Annotated in this window: 10 protein-coding genes and 1 tRNA gene; 4 read left to right on the top strand and 7 right to left on the bottom strand. The window is 68.3% G+C overall.

Translation table 11 applies throughout. From position 1 onward, the window contains the following. The first annotated feature begins 59 nt into the window (after nucleotides 1–59). Nucleotides 60–1,271 (top strand): DNA polymerase III subunit delta', encoded by a 1,212-nt coding sequence (locus tag OG976_RS11105; protein WP_328361860.1) that lies wholly within the window; start codon nucleotides 60–62, stop codon nucleotides 1,269–1,271. A gap of 59 nt (nucleotides 1,272–1,330) precedes the next feature. Next, nucleotides 1,331–1,406: transfer RNA gene (locus OG976_RS11100), tRNA-Thr, on the top strand. A 377-nt stretch (nucleotides 1,407–1,783) separates the two neighbouring features. Here the strand turns inward: OG976_RS11100 and OG976_RS11095 are convergent. Further along, nucleotides 1,784–2,152 (bottom strand): carboxymuconolactone decarboxylase family protein, encoded by a 369-nt coding sequence (locus tag OG976_RS11095; protein ID WP_328361857.1) that lies wholly within the window; start codon nucleotides 2,150–2,152, stop codon nucleotides 1,784–1,786. Between the two features lie 30 nt (nucleotides 2,153–2,182). Next, nucleotides 2,183–3,979 carry a hypothetical protein gene (locus OG976_RS11090; RefSeq protein ID WP_328361854.1) on the bottom strand — a complete coding sequence of 599 codons (1,797 nt, stop codon included), beginning with the start codon at nucleotides 3,977–3,979 and terminating at the stop codon, nucleotides 2,183–2,185. 37 nt (nucleotides 3,980–4,016) lie between these two features. On the opposite strand from OG976_RS11090, the gene OG976_RS11085 reads away from it, so the two are divergent. Next, the gene (locus OG976_RS11085) at nucleotides 4,017–4,952 is read left to right on the top strand and encodes an NAD-dependent epimerase/dehydratase family protein (RefSeq protein ID WP_328361851.1); all 936 of its coding nucleotides are present in this window, start codon (nucleotides 4,017–4,019) and stop codon (nucleotides 4,950–4,952) included. On the opposite strand, the gene OG976_RS11080 is transcribed toward OG976_RS11085, so the two are convergent. From OG976_RS11080 to OG976_RS11060, 5 genes are read right to left on the bottom strand one after another with little or no spacing between them, the layout of a single operon-like run. Next, nucleotides 4,949–5,287 (bottom strand): DUF2304 domain-containing protein, encoded by a 339-nt coding sequence (locus tag OG976_RS11080; RefSeq protein WP_328361848.1) that lies wholly within the window; start codon nucleotides 5,285–5,287, stop codon nucleotides 4,949–4,951. The two genes, OG976_RS11085 and OG976_RS11080, sit on opposite strands and share 4 nt — an antisense overlap. Continuing rightward, a complete protein-coding gene (locus OG976_RS11075; RefSeq protein ID WP_328361845.1) occupies nucleotides 5,284–5,985 on the bottom strand; it encodes a glycosyltransferase family 2 protein in 702 nt (233 codons plus the stop codon). The genes OG976_RS11080 and OG976_RS11075 overlap by 4 nt, the downstream gene beginning before the upstream one ends. A gap of 25 nt (nucleotides 5,986–6,010) precedes the next feature. After that, nucleotides 6,011–7,291 (bottom strand): lipopolysaccharide biosynthesis protein, encoded by a 1,281-nt coding sequence (locus tag OG976_RS11070; RefSeq protein ID WP_328361842.1) that lies wholly within the window; start codon nucleotides 7,289–7,291, stop codon nucleotides 6,011–6,013. Further along, the gene (locus OG976_RS11065) at nucleotides 7,288–8,625 is read right to left on the bottom strand and encodes a M1 family metallopeptidase (protein ID WP_328361838.1); all 1,338 of its coding nucleotides are present in this window, start codon (nucleotides 8,623–8,625) and stop codon (nucleotides 7,288–7,290) included. The genes OG976_RS11070 and OG976_RS11065 overlap by 4 nt, the downstream gene beginning before the upstream one ends. Beyond that, nucleotides 8,622–12,515, bottom strand: coding sequence for a Pls/PosA family non-ribosomal peptide synthetase (locus OG976_RS11060; protein WP_328361835.1), 3,894 nt, complete (start codon nucleotides 12,513–12,515; stop codon nucleotides 8,622–8,624). The genes OG976_RS11065 and OG976_RS11060 overlap by 4 nt, the downstream gene beginning before the upstream one ends. A 216-nt stretch (nucleotides 12,516–12,731) precedes the next feature. On the opposite strand from OG976_RS11060, the gene OG976_RS11055 reads away from it, so the two are divergent. After that, on the top strand, nucleotides 12,732–13,700 hold the full coding sequence (locus tag OG976_RS11055; RefSeq protein ID WP_328361832.1) for a TerC family protein: 969 nt from the start codon (nucleotides 12,732–12,734) through the stop codon (nucleotides 13,698–13,700). Nucleotides 13,701–13,749: the final 49 nt, after the last annotated feature.

The following is a 13,749-nucleotide window of genomic DNA, read 5'->3' as shown; positions in this document are numbered from 1 at the left end:
ACCTTAAGGAGCCACCGCGGAACGGATGTGTCGTGGCTGCGCACTAGGGTCTGGAGGTGATGTCCGGGGTATTTACGCGGCTGGTGGGCCAAACTGCGGTGGAAGCCGAGCTGGTCGCCACGGCCCGCGCTGCCCGGGGTGATTCCGCTCACGATGTCTCCGCGACCGGCACCATGACACATGCCTGGCTGATCACCGGCCCGCCCGGTTCGGGCCGGTCAATCGCGGCGCTGTGTTTCGCCGCGGCGCTGCAGTGCACGTCCGAGGGCACGCCGGGATGCGGCGAGTGCCGGGCGTGCACGACGACGATGGCCGGAACCCACGGTGACGTGCGTCGCATCATCCCCGAGGGCCTTTCGATCGGCGTCGACGAGATGCGGGCCATCGTTCAGATCGCCTCGCGGCGGCCCAGCACCGGGCGATGGCAGATCGTCGTGGTCGAAGATGCCGACCGGCTCACTGAAGGCGCGGCGAACGCGCTGCTGAAAGTGGTCGAGGAGCCGCCGCCGTCGACGGTCTTTCTGCTCTGTGCGCCGTCGGTGGACCCCGAGGACATCGCGATCACCCTGCGGTCGCGGTGCCGGCATGTGCCGTTGGTGACGCCCCCGACGGCGGCGATCGCGCAGGTTCTCATCGACACCGACGGCCTGGACCCCGAGGATGCACAGTGGGCGGCCTCGGTCAGTGGCGGCCATGTCGGGCGGGCCCGTCGCTTGGCCACTGATTCAGAGGCGCGGGAGCGCCGGACCCGCGCACTGAGCCTGGCGCGGGACGCGGCGACGCCGTCGCGGGCGTATGCCGCCGCCGAGGAGTTGGTGGCCACCGCAGAGGCTGAGTCCCGTGCCCTTACCGGCGGGCGCGATGAAGCCGAAGCCGAGGAGTTGCGCACGGCACTGGGGGCCGGCGGCACCGGCAAGGGCACGGCAGGCGCGTTGCGGGGGTCTGCGGGGGCGATCAAGGACCTCGAGCGTCGCCAGAAGTCCCGGCAGACCCGGGCATCGCGGGACGCCCTGGACCGCGCGCTGATCGACCTCGCGACCTACTTCCGCGATGCGCTGTTGCTGGCCGAGGGCGCTACGGTCGCGCCGAATCACCCCGATATGGCCGACAAAGTCGCGGCCATGGCCGCGCACGCCTCCCCAGAACGGTTACTGCGCTGCATCGAGGCGGTGCTCGAGTGCCGGGAGGCGCTCGCGATGAACGTCAAGCCCAAGTTCGCCGTCGATGCCCTGGTGGCCACCGTGGGTCAGGCGTTGCGCTCGGACCTGTAGACTCACTGCTCGGTCCGTGACGGGATGCTCTTCGCGCAAGCGCTCATCGCCACGGCCACGCCGCCTTAGCTCAGTCGGTAGAGCGATTCACTCGTAATGAATAGGTCGGGGGTTCGATTCCCCCAGGCGGCTCCATGTTCACCCCAACACCGCTGCCCGGGCGTTCCGGGAAGTCGCACGACTACCAAATGGTGTCGTCAAAATCGACCGGGTCGTTGTCACGGTCGCGTCGATAGCGGGCGTACGCCCACATTGCTAGGACGAGCCAGGACGCAGCGGCCGCAGCGAGAGTCATCAGGCCCGCAGCGCAGACCCGCTCATCAGCGCATTGCCGATGCCCCGGGCATTTCTTTGCATGGTCACCTGATCCCCGCCTCGCTCCGCATTCCAATATCGCCATATTGTCACGGTGCGGGACCGGGTGAAACTGTTTCCGGCGAGTGGCCACCTATGACACGCATTCGACCCGATCACGTGTCATAACTGGCCACTCGGCGAGGGTGCGGTGACCGTCAGCCCGGGAAGAGCGCCTCGATCGCGATGTTCTTGGCGGTGGACGCCGCCGGGAATCCTGCGTAGCCGCTGGCGTGGTAGATCACCTCAGCCAGCTCGTCATCAGACAGGCCGTTCTGCCGGGCGATCTTGAAGTGCGCCTTGAGCTCGTCGCTCGCGCGCAGCGCGATCAGGATGCCCAGGGTGACCAGGCTGCGGTCGCGGCGGCTGAGCCCCTCGCGGGTCCACAGCTGGCCGAACACGTTCTCCAGGCCGATATCCATGAACTCACCGGCGAACCCGCCGCTGAAGTCGACGTCACCGTCGGGTATCACGCCCGGCAGCATCTCCCGCATCACCTGCAGGCCATCCTCACGCAACTTAGACATGCAAACTACTTTCCCACACCCCGAGGGGGCTTACCGGCTGGGCGCTAGATAGCCCACCGGGCCTGAGGCCAGGCACAGCGACAGCGCGGCCGTCGTCGCTCGCACCGTGATCGCGTCACCGGCACCGGGCAACCGGACGAACACCCGGTTGAGGCCGGGATGCACCGTCACCTTGGTCTCCGGACCCTCGGAGAGCGCCATCGTCATCGAACCGTCGCTGTTGGCCAGATAGTTGATCTCGGCCGTCCAGTCCGCGGGCAGCATCGGCCCGTCCAGCGGCATCCGTACCGGGACGCCCGGCTGGACGAAATAGCCGCAACCCGCCTGGGGTCCTGGTGTGATCGTGCGCACCCACGTCACATTGGCGTCGACCAACCGACCGCTGGTGTCCAGCATTCGCAATTGAGTTGTTGATGAGGCGAATTCGGGCCGATCCCGGATGAGCGCGAACATGTGGCTTGCCAAATTCTCGGGGTAGGCGACGCGCTGCAACACCAGCGGGTCCACCTCCTGATCCAGCAGGGGGGCCGACGAGGACGCTCGGGCGTCAGCCAGTCCGCGGATTGCGTTGCGCAGGTAGGGCTGCGCCGGGTTGTCCTTCCAGCTGGTCAGGAACGTCGACGTCGAGTACAGGCTGCTGGCCAGGAACGCCACCGCGACTCCGGCCACCACCACGGTGCGCGCGAGCGACGCGTCCAGCCAGCCCGAGGACGGCCGGTTCGGTGCGCACAGGCCGACCGCGGCCAGTAGTGCCAGCACGACGACGAGATCGGGGAAATAGCGCAGGGTTTGGGCCAACTCCAAAGCGGTGAATCGCGAGGAGCGCATCAGATAGATCGGAATCTGGCAGGCCACCGCATAGGCCAGCGCCACCAGCCACACCGGGCCGAGGCGCTGTTTGCGCGCCAGCGTCACGGAGAGCGTCGCGGCCAGCGCCAGCCAACCGAGGATCATCACCGACGTCGGCGGCACCCCCCACGGCGAGGCGGGCGCCCACCGCTGCCACTGCCACGGGCCGCCGGCCAGCCCAGGCACGATCCCGTGAGTGAAGGAGCGGCGCAACAGATCCCACGTCATCGCCAGGTCCGAACTCCACCGCTGTTGATCCACCACGAGCAGATAGACCCCGATCCACGCCGCGGTCAGCGCCAGCGCCGGTGCCCACAGCCGCACACCACCGCGCCACGCCGTGCGTATTGCGAGCGGATCACCCGCAACGTGCAACAGCAAAGCGACCATGATGAAGGCCACGTACGGAATCACAGCGGCCTTCTCGAAGAACAGCAGACCGCCGAAGAACACCAGCACACCGCTGACCGCGTACCGCCGATTTCCGGTGCGCACCAACAAGATTGCGTCACCGCAGACCCATGCCAGCGCCGCCAGCATCGGCAGTGAGTTCAGTGCGGCAGCCCACCAGGCGAAACCCGGCACGCCCAGCGGGGTGAACAGTGCAAAGGTCAGCGGGACCAGCAGCACTGGGCGCCAGCCCAGGATCACGTGCAGAGCCCGTAGTAACGACAGCGACACCAGCAGTTGCAACACGATCAGGCTCACCGCCGGCCACGTCCACACCAGTGGGGCCAACCGGGTGATCAGCCCGGCCACCAGGAAGGCCCCGGGCATCACGTGACCGTCGTGGTCGTCGAAGAGGTACGACGGCGACAGCAGGCCCTGTGTCCCGGCCCGTCCCACCAGGATCAGGTCGTCCCAGTAGAAATAGCCTTCGACCGCGAGCACGGCGCGTACCACCAGCTGCAGCGCGATCAGAACGACGGCCGCCACTGCGACCGGTGACACACGCGCCACCTGTGCCGGAACTGCCATCGCCTCGACTGTACGTCCTCTCGGTAGGCTGGCAGGAATGCAGGTACTAGTCACCGGAGCTGCCGGGTTCATCGGATCGGCGCTGGTGGATCGGCTGCTTGCCGACGGCCACACCGTCGTCGGCATCGACGATCTGAGTTCCGGCCGGGCCGCCAACCTCGACGACGCCCACGCGCACGGCGGTCTGCACTTCGTTGAGACCGACATCGTCACGGCCGATCTGGCGGCCCTGCTCGACGAGCACAAGCCCGAGGTGGTCTACCACCTGGCCGCCCAGATCGACGTCCGGCGTTCGGTCGCCGACCCCCAGTTCGACGCGACTGTCAACGTCATCGGCACCGTGCGCCTGGCGGAGGCGGCGCGGCGCGCCGGGGTGCGCAAAGTGGTGTTCACCTCCTCGGGCGGCTCCGTCTACGGTGTGCCCAAGAACTACCCGACCAACGAGACCGCGCCCACCAATCCCGAATCACCCTATGCGGCAAGCAAAGTCGCCGGGGAAACCTATCTCAACACGTTCCGCCACCTCTACGGTCTGGAGTGCTCGCACATCGCACCGTCCAATGTCTACGGCCCGCGGCAGAATCCGCACGGTGAGGCCGGGGTGGTCGCGATCTTCGCCACCGCGCTCCTGGAGGGCCGGCCCACCAAGGTGTTCGGCGGGTCCAACACCCGCGACTACGTCTTCGTCGACGACGTGGTCGACGCCTTCGTGCGGGCCTCCGGTGCGGCGGGCGGCGGCCAGCGGTTCAACATCGGCACCGGTGTCGAGACGTCCGACCGCGCGTTGCACACCGCGGTCGCCAAGGCCGTCGGCGCCCCCGACGCACCCGAGACGGCACCCGCGCGGCTGGGTGATCTGAGCCGGTCGTGCCTGGATGTCCGCAAGGCCCAGATGGTGCTCGGCTGGCATCCGCAGGTGCACCTCGACGAGGGCGTCCAGCGCACCGTCGAGTACTTCCGAAAACTGGGCTAGGCGTCCGGGACGCGGGCGCCGTCGAGGGCTACCGCCCGGGCCAGCCGGGCATAGCGCAGCTCGAGTTCCTTGAACCGCAGATACGTGCTCAGCGTCGTGAACACGAAGGCGATGATCAACGCATAGGTGATCAGGTCGGCGCCGCGCCGCACACCGAGCCAATTGGCCAGCACAGTCGTGTCATCGGGTCGCAGGATGGCGTAGACCGCTGCGATCACGAACACCACGTAGCCGACCTTCACCCAGGCTTTCGCCTTGGCGTTGGTGCGGGAGCGCAGCAGGTACACCAGCAGCGCGATGACGGCCGCGATCAGCAGCACCTGAATCCAGTTCATCGGCGCATCCTTCCGCGCAGGAAACCGTCGAAGACGATGTTCACCCCGTTGAGCAGCGGCTGGCCCTTCGACATCGAGTAGTCGGTGTAGAGGATCTCAACCGGCTCCTCGGCCACTCGCCAGTCGTTCTCGACGATGAGCTGGACGAACTCGCTGGCATGGCTCATCCCGTTCATCGTCAGGTTCAGGTTGTCGGCCACCGTTTTGTTGAACACCCGCAGCCCGTTGTGGGCGTCGGTGAGCCCGAGTCGACGGCTGCTGGGACTGAGCAACGCCGCCGTACGCAGGATCAGCTTCTTCAGCGGCGGGGTGTGGCTGACCGTGGACCCGGAGAACCGGGTTCCGACGACGACGTCGACGTCACCGGCGGACAGCCGCTCGATCATCGCCAGGACATCCTTGACCCGGTGCTGGCCGTCGGCGTCGAACGTGACGAACACCGCCGCCCCGGGCTGACGGCGGGCGTACTCCACGCCGGTCTGGATGGCCGCTCCCTGGCCGAGGTTGACCGGGTGGCGCACCACGTGGGCACCGGCGCGCAGCGCGATCTCGGCGGTGTCGTCACGACTGCCGTCGTCGACGCACACGACGTGAGCGAAGGTCTGGCGCAGGTCGGTGATGACGTCGCCGATGACCTTCGCTTCGTTGAACGCCGGGACGATGATCCAGGCGTCGGGGCAGGGCGTTTCGATGCCCACAACGTACACGCTGATTCTGGCCGGTTCAGTGTCCGGCGCGAGACAGTGCGGCCAGGTGGACGGCGATGCCGACCAGCGGACCGCACAGCAGGGCGATCACGGTGCGATCCTCCAAATTCAGCGGCAGTGTCAGCAGCAGACCTGAGGCCACCGTGGCCCCGACCCAGCCGATCGAGTAGGCCCGGTGCAGGGCAGCGGCCACCGTCGCGGCACCGGTCAGCGTCAGCAGGGCGATCGCCACCGCGCCCGCGGTCAGCCAGCCGAGTAGCGCCCCGCCCGGGGTGTACTCGTCACCGAAGGCGACCCGGATCAGCCATGGTCCGGCCAGCCAGGCCCCCAGCACACCGACGGTGCCCAGCGCCAGCACCGCCGCGGCCGGGGCGATCAGCGACTTGAGGCGGTGGCCGCGGTGGTCGACGAAGTGGGCGATCAGGTTGCCCTGCATCGCGGTCAGCGGCACCAGCAGCGGCGCACGGGTCAGCGTCACCGCCAGGATCACCACCCCGCCTGCGGCACCCAGCTCACCGGAGGTCGCCTTCAGCAGGACCGGGAAACCCATCACCAGGATCGCGCTGGCGCCCGCGGCGGCGATCGAATGCGCCGCGCCGCGCAGGAAGGTCGACGTCCCGCCCGGGGTGCGAAGCTTGGCCGCCTCGCGCGCGGTCGGCGACACCGTCAACAGCAGCAGCCAGCCCACCGCGCCGCCGACGGTCGCCCACAGGAACCCCACCAGACCCCAGCCGAACAGGAACGCCGCACCGGCCACCGCTACCCGGATGACGGCATCGGCGACCATCAGCGCGCCGTACTGACCCCACTGCCCGATCCCGGCGAGCAGTCCGAGCAGCGTGGCGTGCAGGCAGAAGCCGGCCAGCCCGGCGCTCAGCAGCGCCACCGACAGCGTGCCGGCCTCGCTGAAGACGTGCGGAGCCCACAGCGGCGACGTCGCCGCCATCAGCAGCGCCCCGGCCACCCCGAGCCCGGCACTGACCCGCATCGGGTGGGTGCGCGGCCCCTCGGCGACGTCGATGTAACCGGCGGTCCGGACTTCCCGGGTCGCCTCCTGCAGCAGCCCGTAGGCCGCGCCGCCCACCAGGCCGAAGGCACCCCAGAACACCCCGAACACCGAGAAACCGGCCGGGTCGAGGTCGCGGGCGGCCAGGTACAGCACGGCGTAGCCGCACAGCGCGGAGATCGCCGTGGCCACCCCGACGCGGGCGACGCTGCCTCGGCTGATCGCCGCGGAACGCACCTGGTCCGGTCCTGCCGCGCTCAGCGCGTCGAACGACGCGCCGGCGTCGGTCATAGCCGCGGTACTTCGGTCGAGAACAGCCACGCACTCCACAGCGGGCGCAGTGATACGTCGGCGTAGTTGGCGGCCAGGCCGGTGAAATCGTCGGTGACCACGGTCGCGTGCCGGTGCCGGGTGGTCCAGTCCCGCAGCAGTGCGAAGAACTTCTCGTCGCCGATGGTGGTGCGCAGTACGTGCAACGTCAACGCCCCGCGCTTGTAGACGCGGTCGTCGAACATGTCCCGTGGGCCGGGGTCGGCCAGCAGCAGATTCTGCGGGGATGCGGCCAGCTTCTGGTGGTAGTGCCGGGCCCACTGATCGGCGGTCAGACCGCCGGAGTGTTCCGACCACAACCATTCGGCGTAACAGGCGAATCCCTCGTGCAGCCAGATGTCGCGCCAGCGGCGCGCGGTCACGCTGTTGCCGAACCACTGGTGTGCCAGCTCGTGAGCGATCAGCCGTTCCGAGCCGCGGGAACCGTCGCAGTGGTTGGCACCGAAGATCGAAATACCCTGGGCTTCAAGGGGAATCTCAAGATCATCGTCGGTGACGACGACGGTGTAGCCGTTGGCCAGCGGATAGGGGCCGAACAGTTTGACGAACAGCTTCATCATCTGCGGCTGGCGGCCGAAGTCGTGATCGAAGTTGGCCCGCAACCGATCCGGCAGCAGCGCCTGCATCTGTACCGGCGCCTTGGGGAACTTCTGCACGCCGTACATGCCGATCTGCAGGGTCACCAGGTAGGTCGACGTCGGCTCGGGCTGGTCGTAGGTCCACACCGTGTGCGCCGCCCGAACCCGCCGCGACACCAACTCGCCGTTGGCCAGCGCCCGGTACGGGGTGTCGGTGCTGATCTGGATGCGGTAGCTGGCCTTGGCGCTGGGGTGGTCGTCACACGGGAACCACGATGCGGCACCGTTGGGCTGACCGGCGACTAGCACTCCGTTGGACAGCTCCTCGAAACCGACTTCACCCCAATAGGTTCGGATGGGGCGCGGTGATCCGCCGTAGCGCACCTCGATGGACATCGCGGCCCCGGCGGGCAACGCGGCGCCCAGGGTGATGTGCAGCTTGCCGCCCGAGGTTCGGAAGTTCGCCGGCCTGCGCCCGTTGACCGTCACCTTGGTGACCGACAGCGTGGCGGCCAGGTCGAGTGTGAACGTCTTCAACGACGCCAGCGTGGCGGCGGTGATGGTGGCGGTTCCGGTCAGCCGGTTGATGGCGACCTTGTACTCCAGTTCGAGTTCGTAACGCGACACCCGGTAGCCGAAGTTGCCGTTGTTGGGCAGGTAAGGGTCGATCACAGGGACACCGCCTTTCTTGGCGGCTTTCTTGGCGGGCCGTTTCATGCCGCCGCGTCCCCCGACTGCCGGTCTCGGGACTTCTTGCGTGAAACAACCCATGGTGCAATGGGATTGCCCTGCCAGCGGCTGGACGGGGGAACCTCGTCGCCGCGCATGACCAGGGAGGCGGGACCGACGGTCGCCCCGGCGCCCAGTTTGGCGGCGGGCAAGGCGACGCAATGCGGGCCCAGTGTCGCGCCCTCGGCGAGAATCACCGTGTCCATCCGCATGATCCGGTCGTGGAACAGGTGGGTCTGCACCACGCATCCGCGGTTGACGGTGCTGCCGCGCTGCAAGGTCACCAGGTCCGCCTCGGGTAGCCAATAGGTTTCGCACCACACGCCGCGGCCGATCTTGGCGCCCAGTGCCCGCAGCCACAGGTTCATCACCGGTGTGCCGCTCGCGGCGCGGGCAAACCACGGTGCGGCCACCGTCTCGACGAAGGTGTCCGACACCTCGTTGCGCCAGACGAACGACGACCACAGCGGGTACTCGACGGCCCGGATACGGCCAACCACAAGCCATTTGGCGGCCACTGCTGTTCCACCGGCGACCGCGCCGGCCACCAGCAGGATGACCCCGCACGCCAGCGCGGCCCAGCCGTAGCCGAAACGCAGCGCCAGAGCCTGCAGGGTCACCAGCACGGCCACCCCGATCGCGAACGTCACCACGACCGGAATCAGCCGGCACGTCTCGACGGCGGAACGCATGATCTTCAACCGCATCGGCGGCTGGTAGGTCAGTGCGGCGTCGGCCTGGTCGGCGTGCCGGCGCAACCGGATCGGTGGACTTCCAAGCCACGACGAACCGGCCTTGGCCTTGTGCGGCGCGGCGGACAGCACCGCCACCAGGCCGTCGTCGGGGACTCGCCGTCCCGGCTGGGTGATACCGGAGTTGCCCAGGAACGCCCGCTTGCCGACAGTGGCCTTGGCGGCGTGGATCCACCCGCCACCGAGTTCGTAGGACGCCACCATGGTGTCGTCGGCCAGGAACGCGCCGTCCTCGATGACGGTGAACTTCGGTGTCAGCAGGGCGGTCGAAATCTCGGTATTGCGGCCGACTTTCGCACCCAGCGCGCGCAGCCACCACGGGGTGAGCAGGCTGGCATAAATCGGGAACAGGTAGTTGCGGGCGGCGTCCATCAACCGCTCGGTGGCCCACATCTGCCAGCCGGTGCGGCTGCGGACCGGGTGGTAGCCCTCTCGCAGGCCGAGGGAGAGCACCCGCACCTTGATGACGGTCAGCAGTGCGTACACGGCCATCGCGACCAGGGCTGCCACCGGAATCCACGGCGCGGCAATCACAATCGCGGACTCCAACGTCGCGGCGTGTCGGGCCTTCCAGGCCGGGACGGCAAGGCCGGCGGCCAGCGCGGCCAGCGGCAGGGCACTGAGCAGGATCGAGGTCAGCCCGTAGATCGCCACCCACTGCAGGGCCCGCGGCGGCCGATGCTGCGGCCACGGATGACGGGCCTTGCCGGACTTCACCGCCGGTGAACCCTTCCAGTACTGGCCGTTCTTGACCTTGCCGACCACCCCGGAGCCGGGCGCGACGTCGGCGTCCTTGCCGATCACCGACCCGGGAAACAGGGTGGTGCGTGCCCCGATCGTCGCGTCGTTGCCGACGGTGATCGGTCCGACGTGGAACAGGTCGCCGTCGATCCAGTGCCCGGTCAGGTCCACCTCCGGCTCGATGGAGCAGCGGTGACCCAGCTTGAGCATCCCGGTCACCGGAGGCGCCGAATGCAGGTCCACGCCTTTGCCGACGGTGTTACCCAGCGCGCGGGCGTAGTACACCAGCCACGGCGCCCCGGCCAGGTTCTCCGCACCACTGGCGTCGGCCAGTCGCTCCGCCAGCCACACCCGCAGGTGTTCGGGCCCGCCGCGGCGGTAGGTGCCGGGTTGCAGTCCGGACAGCAGCATGCGCGCGCCCAGCACCGCGATGCCCATCCGTCCGATCGGGGTGATGAACGCGACGAAGGCCACCGCCACCACCCACCAGCTCACCGGCGCCAGCCACGGCAGTGGGTGTACGGCGGCGGTGATGTTGTTGATCAACATCAGCCAGGTCAGCCATTGCAGTCCGGTCAGTGTGGCCAGCGGAACCGACAGCAGGACCTGGGCGATCTGGGTGCTGACCGGGGTGGGCTTGACGACGCGCGGAGTCACCGCGACCGCGGGCGCCTGCTCGTCGAGGAACTCGGCCAGCGACCCCAGCCGCGGATGGTCGTAGAGCTGGGCGACTGTCAGCTGCGGGAAGCGATCGCGCAGTGCTGCCACCAGCTGGGCCGCGGACAGCGACCCGCCGCCCAGGGCGAAGAAGTCGGCTTCCGGCCCGTCGACGACCGCGCCGAGGACGTCGCGCCACAACCCGGCCAGCCAGCCCATCGTGCCGCCGAGGTCGGGTTCGGACTCCTGATATCCCGGCGGCGGCCAGGGCAGTGCGTTGCGGTCCACCTTCCCGGAGGTGCGGGTGGGCAATTCATCGAGCAGCACCAGCCGGGGCACCAGCGCGGCGGGCAGCGCCTGCGCCAGGTGGGCGCGGGCAGCGGTCAGATCGAAGTCCGGATTGGCGCTCGCGATGTAGCCGACCAGCATCGGGGTGCCGCTGGCGGTGCGCCGCACGGCCGCTGCGCCGCCGCTGACCCCGGGGAGATGCACCAGCGCGGAGTCCACCTCGCCGAGTTCGATGCGCCGCCCGCCGACCTTCACCTGGTCGTCGGCGCGGCCCTGGAAGTACAGCCCATCGGCTTCCAGCCGCACCAGGTCTCCGCTGCGGTAGGCCCGCGCCCAGTCCAGCGACGGCATCGGCGCGTACTTTTCGGCGTCCTTGTCCGGGTCGAGGTAGCGGGCCAGCCCGACGCCCCCGATGACCAGCTCACCCACACTTCCGAGGGGCACCGGGTTGCCCTCGGCGTCGACTACCGCCAGATCCCAGCCGGGCAGCGGGCGCCCGATGCTGACCGGGCTGTGCCCGTCCAGCTTGGCGGCGCTGGCCACCACGGTCGCCTCGGTGGGCCCGTAGGTGTTCCACACCTCGCGACCCTCCACCGCCAGGCGCTCGGCGAGCTCCGGAGGGCAGGCCTCGCCGCCGAAGATCAGCAGCCGCACCGCCTCGAGCGCTTCGGCGGGCCACAGCGAGGCCAGGGTGGGCACCGTCGAGACCACGGTGATGTCGCGGGCCACCAGCCACGGGCCCAGGTCCATGCCGCTGCGCACCAGGGCGCGCGGTGCGGGCACCAGGCAGGCGCCGTGGCGCCACGCCAGCCACATCTCCTCGCACGAGGCGTCGAAAGCCACCGACAGTCCGGCCAGCACCCGATCGCCGGGCCCAATGGGATTGTCCTGCAGGAACATCTGCGCTTCGGCGTCGACGAATGCGGCGGCGTTGCGGTGCGTGACGGCTACGCCTTTGGGGGTTCCGGTGGACCCGGAGGTGAAGATGATCCAGGCATCGTCGCGGCCCAGCGGGGCGGTCGCGCGCCAGCCGCGAGACGAACCGTGGCCGCGGGTCAGCCCTGCCTCGGTGATGACGCCGACGACCTCGGCCTCACCGAACACCAGATGCGCCCGTTCCTCGGGATCGTCGGCGTCCACCGGCACATACGCCGCACCTGCGGCCAGGGTCGACAGGATCGCCACGTACAGCGCGTAGCTGCCCGACGGCATCCGGATCCCGATGCGGTCGCCGCGGCCGATGCCGCGCGCGCCGAGCCATTCCACACTGTCCTCGATGTCGGCGATCAGCTCCGAATAGGTGAGCACCACCTCACCGTCGTCGAGGGCCGCGGCGTCGGGGTAGCGGGCGGCGGTGTCGTAGAGGATGTCGATCAGGGTGCGCGGCGCCGGTGCACGGTCGGATAGCAGGTACTGAGCGGGAATTTCCGGCGTCGCCACGACTGTGGATACTAGGCGTCCCTGATTACGGGAGAGCGTCCGACGCGGTCGGTTTGTGCTGTCCTGTGACTACTGACAGACTGCTCGCAGAGGGGAGTATTCCTTCGTCGCGGTGTCGTCACCACGGCGGCCGTCATCGGCCGTCCGGTGCCGCGGGCCGCGAGTTGTATGCGGCGGAAGAGACCTCGGACGTTTTGTGACGCCCGGAGGTCTGTTGTGAATGTTTCCCAGCTCGAGTGGCTGATCACCCTCGGGGTGACGGTGGCCATCCTGCTGTTCGACGTGATCGTCATCGCCCGCCGGCCGCACGAGCCGACCATGCGCGAATGCGCCATCTATCTGTCGTTCTACGTGGGCCTGGCCATCGCGTTCGGGATCTGGGTGTGGAACTTCCACGGCAGCCAGTTCGGCCTGGAGTTCTTCGCGGGCTGGCTCACCGAGTACAGCCTGTCGGTGGACAACCTGTTCATCTTCATCATCATCATGGCCAGCTTCGGCGTGCCCAAGGTGTACCAGCAGCAGGCGCTGCTGGTCGGCATCGTGCTCGCACTGGTGTTCCGCGGCATCTTCATCGCGCTGGGAGCCGTTGCGATCACGAAGTTTTCGTGGATCTTCTACATCTTCGGCGCGTTCCTGGTGGTCACCGCGGTCAAGCTGGTCCGTGACACCGACCACGACGACGACGCCGAGAACGCGGTGGTGCGCTTCGCCCGGACCTACCTCAACACCACTGACAAGTGGGACGGACTCAAGCTGTACATCAAGGACGGCGGCAAGCGCCTGATGACCCCGATGTTTCTGGTCATCGTCGCGTTGGGCACCACCGATCTGTTGTTCGCGCTCGACTCGATCCCGGCGATCTACGGGCTGACCAGCGAGCCGTATCTGGTGTTCACCGCCAACCTGTTCGCGCTGATGGGGTTGCGCCAGCTGTACTTCCTGCTCGGCGACCTGCTGAACCGCCTGGTGTACCTGTCGCAGGGCCTGGCGTTCATCCTGTTCTTCATCGGCGTCAAGCTGGTGCTGCACGCATTGCACGAGAACACCGTGCCGTTCATCAACGGCGGCGAGCACGTCAACGTGCCCGAGATTCCGACCCTGCTGAGCCTGGCGGTCATCATCTTGACGTTGTTCCTGACGATGGTGGCCAGCCTGCTCAAGACCCGGGCAACCAACAAGGGCTGAGGTTCTTTCGCGTCCGGCTGAGTGCAACCGTTGGCGGACCGGACCGGCG

The organism is Mycobacterium sp. NBC_00419, from assembly GCF_036023875.1.
Classification (GTDB): Bacteria; Actinomycetota; Actinomycetes; order Mycobacteriales; family Mycobacteriaceae; genus Mycobacterium.
Note: the sequence above shows the minus strand (reverse complement) of the source record. Positions and strands in the feature narration are given on the sequence as shown.